Raw genomic sequence first — 16195 nt, forward strand, 5'->3', positions numbered from 1 at the left:
TCGTCGCGTGAAACACACCGGGGGCGAGCCGGACTTCGTTCCCGGACAGGTCGCTTCCCGAACGAAAACGGCCCGCCTCATCGAGACGGGCCCCACCGTTCACCGCTGCCGGCCGATCACCGGCAGGTCGTCACCCGCCGCACGATCCAGCCCTCGCCGTCGACGAAGAGCTTCCTGCGCGAGGTCGAGCACTGGGCGTCGTCGGCCTCCGCCGCCGGGGCCGTGACGCTCGCGGTGGCGGACACGTCGCGGGTGGCGCCCGCTCCGGCCTTCGGCGCCTTGTCGACCGCGGGGGCGGCGCTCGCGCTAAGCGGGGCGCCGGCCGTGGCCAGGACGGCCAGGCAGACCGCCAGGCGGGCGAACAGGGGCAGTCGGGCGCAGGGACGCGCACGCATGGTCGGTGATCCCATCGGTTTGAATGCCGAGCGGCAACGTCCGGCGAAGTGGCTCTGGACCGCTCTCTCTTGCCATGGATAAGTCGCGAGCGCCCGAAGAGTTGCGTCGCACAAGCGTGCCCGTTGCGAAAACGGTAAACACGCGGGTGCGACGCCGCGGTGACATTTCGCACCACGGCGGGGGAACTGCCGGAGCGGCCGCGTCGAATCGGCCCTCGATTGGTACTCCGTCCCTCAAGGACTGCCAGGGACTTGAAACGAGCGAAGTGCGGGCGGGTTCCTGCCGCAGTATCGTGCAGACGAGCCCGGCCGCGCCGGCCTTCGACTTCGAGCTCGGCCTGTCGTCAGGCCGGCAGCGCCCGCCCCTGCCCGGCCCGGCGCTGCACCAGCCACAGGCTGATGGCGACGTTGAGCAGGTTCCAGCCGACGCCGTTGGCGAAGGCCGCCGCATAGGAGCCGGTGAGGTCGAAGATCACGCCCGAGAGCCAGCCGCCGAGCGCCATCCCGAACAGGGTCGCCATGATGACGATGCCGACCCGGCCGCCGGCCTCGCTCGCCGGAAAAAGCTCGCGCACGATGATCGCGTAGGCCGGCACGATGCCGCCCTGGAACAGGCCGAACAGGGCCGAGATCACGTAGAGCGAGGTCAGCCCGTCGAAGGCGAGGTAGAGCATCAGCGCCACGCCCTGGAGCACCGAGCCGACCAGCAGCGTCGGCAGCCCGCCGATCCGGTCGGCGAGGAAGCCCGACGCCACCCGGCTGACGATGCCGAAGCCGAGCATCAGGGACAGCATCTCGGCGCCGCGGGCGACGCCGTAGCCGAGGTCGCCGCAATAGGCGACGATGTGGACCTGCGGCATCGACATGGCGACGCAGCAGGCCAGCCCCGCGACCACGAGCACGCCCTGGAGCACGTTCGGCGGCAGGCCGAGCGTGCCGCCCGCCCCCCGGGCGCCGCCCCGCTCCACCGTCGCGACCGGCGGGCGCCGGCGCATCAGGAGCGCCAGCGGCAGCATGGTGGCGAGGCAGAACAGGCCGATGCCGGCTTGCGTGGCGCGCCAGCCCCAGGCCGACACCGCGTGCTGGACGAGCGGCGGCCAGATCGTGCCGGCGAGGTAGTTGCCCGCGGCGCAGACCGAGACCGCGATGCCGCGCCGGCGCGCGAACCACAGCGAGATGTCGGCCATCAGGGGCCCGAAGGCGGCCGAGGAGCCGAGGAGACCGATCAGGATCCCGTGCGCGAGCGCGAACTGCCACAGGCTCGTCGAGAGCGCGGTGGCGCCGTAGCCGAGGCAGAGGCACACCCCGCCGAGCACCAGCGGCGCCAGGATGCCGAACCGGTCGGCGAGCCGCCCCATCAGCACGCCGCCGAAGGCGAAGCCGACCATGGTGAGGGTGTAGGGCAAGGCGGCGGCCCCCCGGGCGGCGCCGAACTCCGCCTGCACGGCGGGCAGCACCACCACCACCGACCACATGCCGACGCCCCCGATGGTGGTCAGCAGCACGGAGACGACGAGGCGGCGCCAGGCGGCGGCGGAATCGAGCCCGTCGGCGGGCATCGCGGGGGTCGGCACGGGCGTTTCCTCGGGTCTGTTATCGTTGACGGGAGGCTGTAGCAGGCGGGGAGACGTGCGAGGAGCGATTCACGCGCAACCCCCTGCCCCGTTGTGCGGGGCGACGCTTCCGCTTCCGTGCGCCGGCTCAGGAAGGATATGCCGTCACGAATCTGGCAACGCCTTGCGGATCATCGCCGGGGATATGCCATACGGATAGAATGGACGGTTTGGTGTCGTTCGGCGTACGTATCGGGCCCTCGAACACGAGGTTTCGTCCGAATGGGACGAGGCGCGTCGCCGTGTAATTCGCCGGCGTGGCGTGTCGCCAGAGGGCTTGCGCCAACTCGGTCGGCGCCTTCCGATGGAAGCCGTGCCCAATGAAGAACTTCGCCTTCGCGGGCGCCGCCCCATCCGCGTACAGGAGGTAGTGAGTGAGCTTCCGGAAGGGGATGACGAAGTCCGGAGGCTCGCGAAAGCCCGGAGGCACCTACCCGGCTCGCCGGTACGATCCGATCTGCTGCGGGTAGACCGTCGCGATTGCGTGAATGGGGATTTCGAACTCGACCCCGAACGCAGCGGCGTTACCGTAGACCGCAACGATCGTTCCCGTCGCGCCAGCCGGCACCAGTGCCCCGTCATCGCTCATGGCGGGGGTCTTCAACGTCACGACATCGAGTTCCGTCGGGCTGAAGAGCGCCCGGTCCTCGGCGAAGGCTTTGTGTGCGGGTGCGGGCATGATGGTATCGGCGAGTTTCGACAAGGAACGTAGTCGTTCCGCTCTCGCGCGCAAGGCGGCTCACCCCTCCGCCACCGTCTCCGGATGCTTCGCCGCGAGGTCGCGCCGCGTCGCCTCGACCCAGTCCCGGCCGCGCTCGGCCTTGGGCGTGCGGACCGGCACCTCCGCCACCAGGCTCGCCGGGCGGCCGGAGAGCAGCAGCAGCCGGTCGGCCACCGCGAGCGCCTCGGGCACGTTGTGGGTCACCATCAGCACCGCCGCGCCGCGGGCGGCCGCGCTGCCGAACACCGCTGCGCGCAAGGACGCCGCCGCCGCGTCGTCGAGGGAGACGAAGGGCTCGTCGAGGACGAGGAGGCCGGGCGCCAGGGCGAGCGCGCGGGCGAGCGCCACCCGCCGGGCCATGCCGAGCGACAAGGCCCGGGGATAGCGCCCGCGCCAGGGGCCGAGCCCGAGTTCCTCGAACAGCGCGTCGAGGGACCGCCCGCGCTCGGCCCGCGGCAGGGACAGGCGCACGTTCTCCTCGACCGTTCGCCAGGGCAGGAGCCGCGGCTCCTGAAAAACCATGGCGATGCGCAGATCGGGGCGGGTGGCGAGGTCGCCCTCGAAGTCGCGGTCGAGGCCGAGCAGGATGCGCAGGGTGGTGGTCTTGCCCGCCCCCGACGGGCCGATCAGGCACAGGGCCTCGCCGGCCCGGACCGAGAGGGTCAGGTCGCGCACCGCCTCGACCGGCTCCGACCCGGCCGGGCGGTAGACCTTGCGGCGCACCGTCAGGGTGAGGATCGGGGTGGCCGCCTCCCGGCGCAGGTCGGCGGCGGGCATCCTGCCGCCGGCGGGAGTCTTTTTATCGCCAGCGGCGGGCATGGGCGTCGAGGGGCTGGAGCAGCAGGGCGTCGACCGCCAGCATCACGGCGCTGAACACGAGGCTGTAGCCGATCAGCGCCGCGACGTCGAAGAGCTGGAAGTAGTACGAGATGGCGTAGCCGACGCCGTCGGGCCGGCCGAGCAGCTCGACCACCAGCACGATCTTCCAGGCGAGCGAGATGCCGGAGCGCGCGGCGGCCACCGCGAAGGGCACGAGCTGGGGCAGGAGCACGTGGCGGATCCAGGTGCGGCGGTCGTAGCGGAAGGCCGCGGCCATCTCCTCGAGGCCGGGATCGAGCCCGCGGGCGCCCTCGCGCAGGATCACCGCGACGTTCGGCATCTTGTTGAGCGCGACCGCCAGGATCGCCGCGGTCTCGGTCAGCCCGAGCCAGATATAGGCCAGCACGGTGATGACCAGCGCCGGGGTGTTGAGGAGCACGATGAGCGGCGTGTCGAGGAGCCGGTCGGCGGCCCGCGAGCGGCCGAGCGCGATGCCGAGCACCGCCCCGGTCGCCATCGCGAGGCAGAACGAGGCCGCGACCCGCCAGAGCGTGACGCCGACGTTGCGCAGGAGGTCGCCCGAGGCCGCCTCCCGCGCCACGAACGCCGCCACCGCCTCCGGCGACGGCAGGGTGCGGGGATCGGTGCTGCGGCTCGCCAGCCACCAGGCGACGAGGAGGAGCGCGGCCGATCCGAGGCGGGCGAGGAGGGCCATCAGGCGGGCGGGGACGGCTCAGCCATTCGGCCCGCCGTCCCAGTACAGCCCCTCCGGCAGGGTCGCGGCCGCGCCCACCAGGCGCTCGCCGCCGAGCCGCGCCAGCACCGCGTAGAGGCGTTCGGCGTCGCTCTGCTCGGCGGCGGCCGTCCGGTGCGGGATGCCCTCCAGGAAGGCGCGCTTGAGCGTGGCGTAGGTCGCCTCGTCCTCCGCCGCCATCAGCGGGCGCACCGGCGCCCAGGCCGCCTCCCCCGAGGCGAGCGCGCGCTTCGCCCGGGCCGAGGCGCGGGCAAAGCCCGCGACGGTACGCGGCGCGCGCCGCAGCAGCGCCTCGTCGAAGACGTAGCCGAGGAGCGCGATCGATCCTTCGATCCCGAACGCCGCCGCGATGCCGTCGGCACTGATCAGGCGGCGGAAGCCCCGCGCCTCGAGCCGCGCGCAGAAGGTCCAGTACAGGAGCGCGGCGTCGAGCTCGCCCGATTCGAGCTTGCGCATCAGCAGCGGTGGTGCGCCGAAGACGGGTCTGGCCTCGCGCTCGAGGTCGAGCCCGTCCTTCTCGCGGGCCCGCGCCCGCAGCAGCAGCCAGTTCTTGTCGAGCGGGCCCCCCGCCACCCCGAGGCGCTTGCCGGCGAGGTCGGCGACCGAGCGCAGGGGGCTGTCGCCCGCCACCATCAGGGCGCCCTCGGTGGAGGAATAGGGCAGGAACTTCACCGCCCGCCCCTCAGCCCGCAGGCGCGCGGCCCAGAGCAGGTCCGACACGATGGTGTCGACCTGGCCGCCCTGGAAGGCGATGCGGGCGGCGTCGCTGCCGGCGAGGCGCACGCCTTCGACGGCCAGCCCCTCCGCCGCGTCGATCCCCTCCGCCTTGATGACCGCCGCCTCCCAGGCGACGGTGCCGAACGGCAGGAGCCCGACCTTGAGCGGGGAGGCCGGCGCCTCGGCGGCGCGGAGCTGCTGCGCGATCGGCCACAGCCCGGCCGCCGCCATCAATCCGCGCCGTGAGAGCATGGGCGCCTCTCCCTGTTCGTTGCCCGGGTTCTGCCCGGCCCGTTCCACGCGGCCCTGTCGCCGGCCGTCATCCCCGAGAGGTAGGCGGCGCGGCCGGCGGCGTCCACCGCCCGCGCCGGGGTTGCGAGGCCGCACCCTGGGCGGACCCGCCGCCGCGGTCACTTGTACTATCGTCGGGCGGGAAGCCGATCGTCCCGGGCGCCGGGCCGCGGCATCCGCGACGCCCGATGCAGGTCGCGCCGGGGCGGAGCGGCGCGGTGATCGTGGCGCGCCGAGGGAGGGAGACGGCGCCGTCCGTCGCGCGGCGGCGTGCTCTTCGCGCAGTGTCGCCCGCGTCCCGCGTCCATCCGAACGAGATCTGCGCCAAAGACCGACGCTGCGACAGCGGCAGCTGCCGCTGTCGTGCCCCGCCGCAACGTTTGACAATTTCAGGCCCGATACTTATCAGGTCGATATGTTTTGGAGGCATTGATGGCGGCGCAGACACGCAAAATTTGCCTGAACATGATTGTCAAGAACGAAGCTGATAAAATAGAGAAGTGCCTGCGTTCTGTTGCGGATCATATCTCCTGCTGGGTCATCGGCGATACCGGGTCGACCGACGGGACACAGGACATCATCGACAATTTCTTCCGGTCGCGCGGCATCCCCGGCGAGCTGCACAGCTTTCCGTTCGAGACCTTCGACCAGGCGAGGAACGCGGCGCTCGATCTGGCCCGGGAATCGCGCCTCGATTACGACTACCTCCTGTTCACCGATGCGGACATGGAGCTCGTCGTCGACGACGAGGATTTCGCCGACAGGCTGAGCGCCGACGTCTACCAGGTCCTGCAGAAATCCGGCGTGGCCTACTGGAACAGCCGCCTGCTGCGGCGCGGCGCCGAGGCGCGCTACCTCGGTGTCACCCACGAATACCTGAGCCTCACGGGCGGCACGACCGAGCAGCTGGACGGGATCTGGTTCGTCGACCATGCGTCGGGGACGAACCGGGCCGGCAAGTTCGCCCGCGACGCCGCCCTGCTCCGCGACGGGCTCGCGACCGCGACCGATCCGTTCCTGCGCACGCGCTACACCTTCTACCTGGCCAACAGCCTGCGCGACGACGGCGACCATGCCGGGGCCCTGGCCCAGTACGAGGCGCGCGCCGGCATGGGCTACTGGCAGGAAGAGGTGTTCTTCAGCCTGCTGAACGCGGCGAAGATGAAGGCGCTGCTCAAGCATCCCGCCGACGCGGTCATCGAGGCCTTCGAGACGGCCGCCGCCGCCTGCCCGGAGCGCGCGGCCGAGGCGATGCACGACGCGGCCCGGTTCTGCCGCGACCACGGCCTGTACGAGCGCGGCTACCAGCTCGCCCGAAGGGGCGAGACCGCCGCGATCCCGAAATCCGGGCTGTTCGTCTCGGAATGGATCTACCGCTACGGCCTGCTCGACGAGATGGCGGTCGCCGCCTACTGGACCGACCGGCACGCCGAGGCGGTCATGCTCATCGACAAGCTCCTGGCGATGGACGGCATCCCGGGCGATTACGTCGGGCGCCTGAGGAACAACCGGCAACTCTCCATCGACCGGATCGCCGAGATCCGGCGCTCCCCCGATGCGGAGGGGCAGGCCGCCGCGCGGCTGCTGGAGCAGGCGCGGCGCGGCGAGAGCCTCGGCCTGCCGGACCAGCAGGTCATCGCGACCTACCTGCTCGTGGCCGAGGTCGATCCGACCTGCGCCGAGGCCTTCCACGACGCGTCCCGCTTCTGCCGTCAGAGACAGCTGCACGAGCAGGGCTACGGGCTGGCGGTCCGCGGCCTGGAGGTGGCGGAATCCGGCAACGCGCGCCCGGGCGAGGCCTGGATCCGCGATTACGGCCTGCTCGACGAGCTGTCGGTCCATGCCTACTGGACCGGGCGCTACGACGAGGCGATCCGCGTCTGCCACCGTCTCCTGGACGAGGGCAAGATCCCCGAGGACATGATCGAGCGGGTCGCCGGCAACCTGCGCTTCAGCGCCGAGGGGCTGGCCCGGGCCAAGCGAGCCTCGTTGCGGATCCCGAAGATCCTGCACTTCATCATCGCGTCGAACGATCCGGACGCGCCGCCGCGCTTCTCGCTGGTCAACTACCTCGCCGTGCGCTCCGCCCTCGACCTGAACGAGGGCTTCAGGGCGATCGTCCACTGCGATCCGGAGCCGCACGGCCCGTACTGGGACCTCCTGAAGGGCAGCGTCGAGGTCGTCCGGACGGCGCTGCCGCGGCAGGTCTTCGACCGGCCGGTGGAGCTGATCGCGCATCGCGTCGACGTGCTGAGGATGCAGCTCCTCCTGGAGCACGGCGGGATCTACCTCGACTTCGACACGATCTGCCAGAAGCCGTTCGCGCCGCTGCTCGACGGCAGGGTCGTCCTCGGCCGCGAGGAGATCCCGGACGGGGCCGGCGGGCGCAGCCCGGTCGGCCTGTGCAACGCCACGATCATCGCCCCGCCCGGCGCCGAGTTCCTGCGGCTGTGGTACGACGAGTACCGGTCGTTCGTCGGCGGCCCGAGCGGCGATGCCTGGAACAGGTTCTCGGTCCAGGTCCCGATGGCGCTCGCCACCGCGAATCCCGACCTCGTCCGGATCGAGCCCGCCGCGTCGTTCTTCTGGCCGAGCTGGGACGATCGCGGCATCGCGGCGCTGTTCGAGCAGGATCTCGCCTTTCCCGACGCCTACTGCTTCCACCTGTGGCAGGCCAAGTCCCGGGCATGGCTCGACCGGCTCGATCCCGAGACGATCGCCCGGGAGAACACGACCTACAACCGGATCGCCCGCCGTTTCCTGCCGCAACCGCCCGCGCCGGCCCTGCGCGACGACGCGTTCACGCGGCGCTTCGAGGACCGGCCCCGGCTCGAGCCCGTCATCGGCCCGGACAAGCCACGCTTCAACATCTGCTTCATGAGCTACAACGAGCACGACACGATCTATGACGACAGCGTGCGGGTCCTGCGCGCCTCCCTGCACGACCTGGGTCACGCCTGCTCCGTGACGGAGAACAGGCCGGTTCCAGGTTCGGTCAATATCGTCGTGGGCAACCTGCTCCACCCGGTCCAGGACGGCCGGCGCGTCGATCCGTTCCGCTCGGGGCCGTTCGTGGTCTATCAGCTGGAACAGCTCGACATCATCCAGGGCCGGCAGGAGAGCGAGAAGTACTTTCGATTTCTCGACGCGGCGTCCCACATCTTCGAATATTCCCGCTCCGGCCTCGCCCTGCTGCGCACGCGCCCGGGCGGGGCGAACGTCTCGTTCCTGCCGCCGGGGTTCCACCGCTGCCTGGAAGTCACCTGTCCGGCGCCGGAGCAGGATATCGACGTCCTGTTCTACGGCTCGCACTCCGAGCGGCGCGGGCAGGTCCTGGAGGCCGTCCGGTCGAAGGGCATGAAGGCCGTCCATCTGTTCAACGTCTATGGCGCGCCGCTGTGGGACGCCATACGGCGCTCGAAGATCGTCCTGAACATCCACTCCACGACGGGTTTCAGAAACCTGGAGACCGTTCGCATCGTTCCTCTCCTGGCCAATCGCTGCTTCGTGATCTCGGAGACGAGCGACGACAACCCGTTCGGGCCGAGCGTCGTCTCCTGCGAGCTCGACGAGATCGCCGGACTCTGCCGCTCGTATCTCTCGGCGGAGGGCTCGCTCAGGCAGGCCACCGCGACGGAGGGGTACCTCGCCGTCCGCCGGACCGATTTCGCCACGCAGCTGCGCGACGTCCTGACGTCGATCGATCTGGCGCGGCTCGTGCTGCGGGAGTGAGCGAGAGCGTCGGCGGCGCTGGACCGGACAAGGCGTCGGATCGCGGGATGTCCTCGCCGCGGCCGCCCAGGCCTGCCATCGGGAACACGACACCGACGGCCTCGCCGATCCCGGGCCTGCCCGGGATCGAATCGACGCGCCAGCATCGGGGGCCGTTGGTCTTACGTGCTGAAAAACAAGCTGTGATCGAAATCGTTGATGATATCGGTGGAGCGAACGATTTCGATATCCTGGAACAGTTTTTCCAGGGCGGCCATATCGTTGGGGACGGCAAAATATTCTTTGACGATGGCGTGATAATTATCCTTCAGCACCGTGGAGGTCGGATCGAGGTTTGTCACGAAAACGATACCGGTCGGAGGGCAATCGACGCAGACGATCCGCAGATCGGGACGATACTGCCGGAGGATGGGTATGATCTTCCAGACGTCACCGGTCCACCAACCCGGAAATCGCCCGTCCCTTCCGGCCGAATAGGCGGATTGTTCGTTGCGGAGAGTCATTTCCGCATTGAGCGGCAAGCAATCGTGCATGCCGATGAGAGTGGTGTCGGCGGACAGTTTCTCGGTATTGTAGAAATCCCTCAGCAAAAATTCGAATGTATGCATTCCATCCAGGAACGCGAGATCGGGTTTTCCGCCGATCGCGCCGACGCAATCATGCTCGCTGAAAAATTCATCGCTTCCGACCTGAAATAGCGTGCATATGCTCTTATGATTGGAGACATTCGATTGTATGATGAAATTCGGATCCACGCCGACAGCCCGGACGGCGTGGATATTGCTCAGCAGATTGCCTTTGTTGACGCCGATTTCGAGGTATCGCTTTACCGCTCGTTTCCTTGAAAGCACGGATAAGAATTCCACGTAATGCAGACCATCATGATTTTCTGGAACAGTTTTTGACACGAGATACCCCCTCGTTTCCGCAGGCAGGCCGACATGGCATCGTACAGCCGGTATGCTCACGGTATTTCCATTATGCGGGTTCGGACCCTGGACGCCACCGGCCATTTCGCCCGCCGTGCGACACCAGGGTCATCTCCCTCCGTGGAGCGCCGAACGGTCGTCGGGACAAGAGGCGTCTCCTGGTGGCGGGCTACCGCCTGTCCCGTCCGATGCGAAGTCATGGACGATACGAGTACCGGAAGATCCCGTCCCGAACTCGCACGACCCGCCACGCCGCTCTCGCGCCCGGTACCGTCGCGCAGCGGCGTGACGTCCTCGAGCCCATCGATCCGGCGCGACGCGCGTTGCGGCATCGACACGACTTCGGCGACGCTGGCGCTCGCCGGGCGGGACGAGGAGAAGGATGCCATGCCGAAGGACGACGTTCTCAAGCCCGACGCGATCGCCGCGCGCCTCGCCGACCTGCCGGCCTGGCAGCACGCCGACGGCTGGATCACCCGCACCTACCGGACGGGCGGCTGGAAGGGCACCCTGATGGTGATCAATACGGTCGGGCACCTCGCCGAGGCGGCCTGGCACCACCCGGACCTCACCGCCTCCTACGCCTGGGTCGAGGTGCGGCTGACCACCCATTCGGCCAAGGGCCTGACCGAGAAGGACTTCGCCCTGGCCCGCAAGATCGAGGAGGTGGTCGGCTGGCAGCCGGGGCTGGAGGGCGGAGCCCTGGAGGGCACGCCGACCGATCCCCGCTTCGCCTACATCAAGTACGACCGGTAGAGCTCAGGCGAACACCTCCGCCACCAGACCGGAATCGAAGCTGCCGCCCTCGACCGGGTTGGCGAGGCAGCGCGTGCCGTGGAGCAAGAGGTCGTGGCCGGCATGGAAGTGGCCGGAGATCCACAGCGCCGGCCGGTGGGCATCGGCCAGGTCGGCGAGCAGCGTGGTGGCGTAGAAGGCCGGCACCCACCAGGGCACGCCGGGCGCGTCGCGGAACCGGTCGGCGGCCTCCGGGATCGGCGGGTGGTGCGTGACCACGACGGTCGGGCCCGGATGCGTCCGGGCGAGCGCCGCCGCCATCGCCGCCCGGTCGGCGGCGTGGGCCGCCATCGCGGCCTGCGGCGTCCAGGGGGTGCCGTCGCCCTGGCGGATCGCCCGGTACTCGCGCGAGCCCGTCGCCGGATCGGTCATGCGGGCGGCGGCATACGCGACCGGGTCGGCGGGCCGGTCGGCTGCGTCCGCCGCGAGCCAGCGCCCGGCGAGGCGCCAGTCGCTCCACAGGGTCGCCCCGACGAAGCGCACGCCGTCGATCACGCGCGTCTCGGCGCCCTGGAGCAGCGCCACCCGCTCGCGGCCGGCCGCGCGGTTGATCGCCGCGACCTCGGTCGCGAGCGCCGCCAGCAGCTCCGGGGCGGTGCGGGGATCGCCCGGCGGGGCGTAGCGCTCGTGGTTGCCCGGCACCAGCACCACCGGCCGCTCGCCGGACAACTGCAGGAGCGCGGCGAGCCCCCGCTCGGGCTCGCCCTCCCAGACGTCGCCGGCGCAGACCAGGAGGTCGAAGGACCGCGTCGGGACCGGCACGGCGGCGAGCGGCCGGCGCTCCAGGTGCAGGTCGGAGAGCGCGAACAGGCGCACGGCGTCTCAGGCGCCGAACAGCGACAGCACCACCGGCCGCCGGTCGAGGTTGTACACCTGCGCCTCCCGGGCGGCCTTGGCCGCGCGCTCGGCGGCGTCGGCGAGCGCCGCGAGGCGGGACGGCGGCTCGCCCTGGCGGCGCTCGATCTCGGCGGCGAGCCGGCGCTGCACCGTGTCGAGGGCGGTGGCGTAGAGCGCGTCGGCCTCGCGGCCGGCGAGCCGCTCGGCGAGCCGCAGGGCCCGGCGCCAGTCCGGCCGGTCGCCCTGGTCGAGCAGGGCCTCGACCTCGTCGACGACCCCGATCGTGTCGGGATCGAGGAGGTCGAGGGCGCGGGCGACCGAGCCCTCGCTCAAGGAGGCGGCCCGCTCGATCAGCTCCGCCGGCGCCCCGGCCTGGGCCGGCCCGAGGCCGCGCAGCACCCGCGCCACCTCAGCCGCAGGAAGCGGCTTCAGGGCGAGCCGTCGGCAGCGCGAGCGGATGGTCGGCAGCAGGCGCCCGGGGGCGTGGCTGACGATCAGGAACAGCGAGCGCGGCGGCGGCTCCTCGATCACCTTCAGGAGCGCGTTGGCGCTGGCGAGGTTCAGTTCGTCGGCGCAGTCGACGATGCAGATCCGGTAGCCGGAATCGGCCGAGGTCTCGGCGAAGAGGTGGAGCGCGCGCCGCGCCGCGTCGACGCCGATCTGGGTCGGCACGGTCTTGGCGCCCGGCGCCCTCTGGCGCCGCAAGAGCACGAGATTCGGGTGCGACAGGCCGGCGACCTGGCGCGCCACCGGGTGGCCGGGGGGCAGGTCCAGGCTCTCTGGCAGGCCCGCCCGGTCGCCGCGGGCGAGCAGGTGGCGGGCGACCCGGAAGGCGAGCGTCGCCTTGCCGATCCCCTTCGGCCCGCCCAGCAGCCAGGCATGGTGCAGCCGCCCCGCTCCGATCGCCTCGCGGAAGGCGCGCTCGGCCGCCTCCTGGCCGAGGAGGCCTTGCGTCTCGCGCGGGCGCGGCACGCCCGGGATCTCGCCCGGCTCGAGGCCGTCGTCCTTCGTCTCAGGCGGCATCGTGGTGGTCCCGGACGAGGCGCGGCAGCCGGGCCGCGACCGCGGAGCGGATCGCCTGCGCGACGCGGTCGGGGGAGCCTTGGGCGTCGATGACCGCGCAGCGCGCCGGCTCGGCCTCGGCGATGGCGAGGAAGGCCGCCCGCAGGCGCTGGTGGAACTCCAGGGCCTCGGCCTCGAACCGGTCGGGGCCGCGGGCGCTCGCGCGCTCGCGCTGGCGCGCCCGGGCAAGCCCGATCTCGGGGGGAAGATCGAGGATCAGGGTGAGGTCCGGCCGGGTCGCCCCCACCACCACCCGCTCCAGGGCGATGAGCGTTCCGGCATCGAGCCCGCCGGCGGCGCCCTGGTAGGCCCGGGTCGAATCGCTGAAGCGGTCGCACAGCACGATGGCGCCGCGGTCGAGGCTCGGGCGGATCAGGGTCGCGAGGTGGTCGAGGCGGGCGGCGGCGAACAGCAGCGCCTCGGCGAAGGGGCCGTGCGGCTTGGCGACGCCGGAGAGCACCGCGGCGCGGATCCGCTCGGCCCGGGGCGAGCCGCCGGGCTCGCGGGTGGTCACCACCTCGCGGGCCTCGGCCGTGCCGTCGGCGCGCAGCCAGGCCGCCAGGCGGGCGATCTGGGTCGACTTGCCGGCGCCCTCGCCGCCCTCGAAGGTGATGAAGCAGCCTGGACGCCCAGCCGTGACGGGAGCCTCGCTCACGACCGGTTGGTGATCCGGCTGAGGGCCTGGCGGAACCAGCCGCTGCCGACCTCCAGCGCCGCGTCGAGGGCGCGCTGGGTCATGGTGCCGGCGGGCACGGCCTCGGCGGTGTAGAGCGGCATGTCGAGCACTACCTGCTCGCCGCGGGTGACCTTGAGCCGGCCGACCTCGCGCCCCTCCTCGACCGGTGCGGTCAGCGGGCCCTGGTAGGTGGCGCGCGCCACCAGCCGGTCGCTGTTGCCCCGCGGCAGCATCAGCCGCACCGGCTTCTTCGTGACGAGCGGCACCCGGCCCTTCTCGGCGCCGTAGGTCTCGGCCTCCGCCACGGTCTCGCCGGCATTGAAGACCTGGCGCGCCTCGAACGCGCGAAAACCCCATTCGAGGAGCTTGCGCGACTCGGCGGCGCGGTCGCGGGCGGTCTTGAGGCCGCTCACCACCAGGACCAAGCGCTGGCCGTTCTGCACCGCCGAGCCGGTCAGGCCGTAGCCGGATTCCTCGAGGTAGCCGGTCTTCAGCCCGTCGGCGCCGATGTCGAGGGTGAGCAGCGGGTTGCGGTTCTGCTGGCGGATCTTGTTCCAGGTGAACTCGCGCTCGGAGAAGAGCTTGTAGTTCTCCGGATAGGTCTCGATCAGGTGGATGGCGAGCTTGGCGAGGTCCCGGGCCGTCACCTTCTGGTCGGGGGCGGAGTAGCCGGTGGCGTTGCGGAAGGTCGAGCGGTCGAGCCCGATCTCCTTGGCGTGCCGGTTCATGATCTGGGAAAAGTTGTCCTCGGTGCCGGCGACGCCCTCGGCCGCCGCGATCGCCGCGTCGTTGCCGGACTGCACGATGATGCCGCGCAGGAGATCGGGCAGCTTCACCTTGCTGTTGAGCTGGGCGAACATCGACGAGCCGCCGCCGCCGGCGCCGCCGCGGCGCCAGGCGTTCTCGCTGATCGTGAACTCGGTGTCGGGGCCGAGCTTGCCCTTGCGCATCTCGTCGAAGAGCACCTCGACGGTCATCAGCTTGGCCATGCTGGCGGGCGAGAACGGCTCGTCGGCGCCCTTCTCGAACAGCACCGCGCCGGTATCGGCGTCGATCAGGATCGCGTGCGGGGCCAGGGTCTGGAACGCTTGCGCCCGCGCCTCGGAGGCCGCGACGGCGGCACCCAGGATCGCTGCCAGGGCGAGGCCCGCGGCGCGGCGCGCGAGCGCCCTGCCCGCTCCGGTGGTCGCTGTCACACGCATGTCGCTACCCGCTCGCCCCTGCCGCTCGAAACCCCGGACGACCGGGAGACCTGCCGCACTGTGCCGCCCCGCTCGCGCCCACGCAACCGCGCCTGTGCCGCAGTGCGGGATGGGAACCGTTTCGGATGTGGACCCGGGCGTGGCCGTCCCTCGCTCATCCCGTCCACGACGTCAGGATGAGGTCGCGGGTGGGATGCGATGGGCCTCCGGCAGGCCGGGGGCTGCCCGCCCCCTCAATACATCCCCGCCACCTTCGAGCGCGGCGGCATGCCGGGCTTGTGGCCGGTGTTCTTCGAGTCCTCGCGGTCGCCCTTCTGGGCCCCGGCGAGGCGCAGCGGCGGCGCGATCGGCAGCGGGCCGGTCTTGGCGATCACGGTCGTCCTCGGCGCGGGCTTGCCGGCCGGATGCGCGGCGGCCTGCATCGCCTGGGCGAGGGAGGCGCGGTCGGCCGCCGGGTGGCCCGCGAAGGCCAGGGCCTGGCTCGGCGGCGCCGGCCGGCGGGCCATCGCGACGGGGGCCGGCGCGGTCGCCGGCTTGATCGCGCGGGGCGCGGCGAGGCCCGGGTTCAGGCCCTCGACGGCGGCCACGCGGACGGGGGCCGGGATCCGGGCGGGCGCCTCGGCGACCTGCACCGGAGCGCGGACGGGGGCGCGTACGGCCGGGCGGCGGATCTCCGGCTCGGCCTCCGCGACCTGGACCGGCGCCACGACCCGCGGCCGCTCGACGATCGGGCGCACCGGCTCCGGCTCGGGCTGGCGGAACGCGAAGGGCCGGGAATCGACCTTTGCGTCGTCACCGGCATCCGCCACCATGATGTTGGCGCCGAAGGGCGAGCCGGCGGGCTGCCCGTCGGTGCGCAAGGTGGCCATCAGCTTGCGGTCGTCGCTGCCGCCGACCGAGGCCTTGCCGACATACTCGACCCGGACCTTCGTGGTGCCGCGGCGGCGGAAATCGAGGGCTTCCGCCACCGCCTGCGACACGTCCATCAGCCGGTCGGCGTGGTAGGGCCCGCGGTCGTTGACCCGCACCACCATCGAGTGGCCGTTCTGGAGGTTGGTGACCCGGGCGTAGCTCGGCAGCGGCAGGGTCGGGTGGGCGGCGGCGACCGAGAAGCGGTCGAAGATCTCGCCGTTGGCGGTCTGGCGGCCGTGGAAGGCGGTGCCGTACCAGGAGGCCAGGCCCTCGCGCACGTAGCCGCGGGCGTCCTGGCGCGGCACGTAGGTGCGGCCGGCGACCACGTAGGGCTTGCCGGTCATCTGCCGGCCGCCGCCCTTCGGGATCTTGTCGTTCTCGCCGTAGAGACGCGGACTCGCGGCGACGCCGTATTTCGGGTCGATCTCGCGGCCGCCGCTCCTCACCGCCAGGGTCTTGGGCGTCGGCCCGGCGCAATTGGCCGCCGCGAGCGCGATGCCCGCCACCGCGGCCCACCGCACGACCGGCATCGGCCGGAGGGCCCCCCGCTCCGTCTCCGGACGCGTGGAACCGCTCTTCGAAGATCCCGCCATCGACCCCTCGGATCCCCCGCGCCGCGCTCAAGGACCGCCCGCCCGGGAGGGCTGGGGGCCGTCGGGGCCGCACAGGGTTACGCTGCACTCGTGGGAAGACCCTGCCGGCCCTGCGTAAATGAAATCTCAACGGGGGGGTTCGCGCGA

The 16195-nt window shown here is 71.5% G+C and carries 15 protein-coding genes; 2 read left to right on the plus strand and 13 right to left on the minus strand.

Translation table 11 applies throughout. The features are described 5' to 3' along the window. Positions 1–116 precede the first annotated feature (116 nt). The 7 genes from ACS5PV_RS22570 to ACS5PV_RS22600 form a co-directional block, all read right to left on the minus strand. Complete coding sequence (locus ACS5PV_RS22570; RefSeq protein WP_455397578.1) at positions 117–395, minus strand: hypothetical protein; 279 nt, start codon at positions 393–395, stop codon at positions 117–119. Between the two features lie 344 nt (positions 396–739). Then, positions 740–1954, minus strand: coding sequence for an MFS transporter (locus ACS5PV_RS22575; RefSeq protein ID WP_455397618.1), 1215 nt, complete (start codon positions 1952–1954; stop codon positions 740–742). Between the two features lie 142 nt (positions 1955–2096). Then, positions 2097–2438: a DUF6883 domain-containing protein gene (locus tag ACS5PV_RS22580; RefSeq protein WP_455397579.1), complete on the minus strand. Its 342-nt coding sequence runs from the start codon at positions 2436–2438 to the stop codon at positions 2097–2099. Then, positions 2439–2711, minus strand: a complete 273-nt coding sequence (locus ACS5PV_RS22585) for a hypothetical protein (protein WP_455397580.1) — start codon at positions 2709–2711, stop codon at positions 2439–2441. Positions 2712–2747: 36 nt separating this feature from the next. After that, positions 2748–3506 (minus strand): ATP-binding cassette domain-containing protein, encoded by a 759-nt coding sequence (locus tag ACS5PV_RS22590; RefSeq protein WP_455397581.1) that lies wholly within the window; start codon positions 3504–3506, stop codon positions 2748–2750. Positions 3507–3528: 22 nt separating this feature from the next. Further along, positions 3529–4263 (minus strand): ABC transporter permease, encoded by a 735-nt coding sequence (locus ACS5PV_RS22595; protein WP_455397582.1) that lies wholly within the window; start codon positions 4261–4263, stop codon positions 3529–3531. A gap of 18 nt (positions 4264–4281) precedes the next feature. After that, positions 4282–5271: an ABC transporter substrate-binding protein gene (locus ACS5PV_RS22600; protein WP_455397583.1), complete on the minus strand. Its 990-nt coding sequence runs from the start codon at positions 5269–5271 to the stop codon at positions 4282–4284. Positions 5272–5775: 504 nt separating this feature from the next. Here ACS5PV_RS22600 and ACS5PV_RS22605 point away from each other — a divergent pair. Beyond that, positions 5776–9042 carry a glycosyltransferase gene (locus ACS5PV_RS22605; protein ID WP_455397584.1) on the plus strand — a complete coding sequence of 1089 codons (3267 nt, stop codon included), beginning with the start codon at positions 5776–5778 and terminating at the stop codon, positions 9040–9042. Between the two features lie 161 nt (positions 9043–9203). Here ACS5PV_RS22605 and ACS5PV_RS22610 read toward each other — a convergent pair whose 3' ends face one another. Then, complete coding sequence (locus ACS5PV_RS22610; RefSeq protein ID WP_455397585.1) at positions 9204–10010, minus strand: class I SAM-dependent methyltransferase; 807 nt, start codon at positions 10008–10010, stop codon at positions 9204–9206. Between the two features lie 348 nt (positions 10011–10358). Here ACS5PV_RS22610 and ACS5PV_RS22615 point away from each other — a divergent pair, with 348 nt between their 5' ends. Then, positions 10359–10727 carry a 4a-hydroxytetrahydrobiopterin dehydratase gene (locus tag ACS5PV_RS22615; protein WP_455397619.1) on the plus strand — a complete coding sequence of 123 codons (369 nt, stop codon included), beginning with the start codon at positions 10359–10361 and terminating at the stop codon, positions 10725–10727. 3 nt (positions 10728–10730) lie between these two features. Here the strand turns inward: ACS5PV_RS22615 and ACS5PV_RS22620 are convergent, their stop codons facing one another. From ACS5PV_RS22620 to ACS5PV_RS22640, 5 genes are all read right to left on the minus strand, one after another. Then, positions 10731–11582 (minus strand): metallophosphoesterase, encoded by an 852-nt coding sequence (locus ACS5PV_RS22620; protein WP_455397586.1) that lies wholly within the window; start codon positions 11580–11582, stop codon positions 10731–10733. Between the two features lie 6 nt (positions 11583–11588). Continuing rightward, complete coding sequence (locus ACS5PV_RS22625; RefSeq protein ID WP_455397587.1) at positions 11589–12626, minus strand: DNA polymerase III subunit delta'; 1038 nt, start codon at positions 12624–12626, stop codon at positions 11589–11591. Beyond that, entirely contained in the window at positions 12616–13320 is a 705-nt protein-coding gene (gene tmk, locus ACS5PV_RS22630) for a dTMP kinase (RefSeq protein ID WP_455397588.1), read from the minus strand. The genes ACS5PV_RS22625 and tmk overlap by 11 nt, the downstream gene beginning before the upstream one ends. Continuing rightward, positions 13317–14543 carry a D-alanyl-D-alanine carboxypeptidase family protein gene (locus ACS5PV_RS22635; protein WP_455397589.1) on the minus strand — a complete coding sequence of 409 codons (1227 nt, stop codon included), beginning with the start codon at positions 14541–14543 and terminating at the stop codon, positions 13317–13319. Before ACS5PV_RS22635 ends, tmk begins: the two co-directional genes overlap by 4 nt. A gap of 233 nt (positions 14544–14776) precedes the next feature. Then, positions 14777–16048: a septal ring lytic transglycosylase RlpA family protein gene (locus tag ACS5PV_RS22640; RefSeq protein ID WP_455397590.1), complete on the minus strand. Its 1272-nt coding sequence runs from the start codon at positions 16046–16048 to the stop codon at positions 14777–14779. Between the last annotated feature and the right edge of the window lie 147 nt (positions 16049–16195).

The sequence above is a fragment of the Methylobacterium sp. Gmos1 genome (assembly GCF_053764715.1).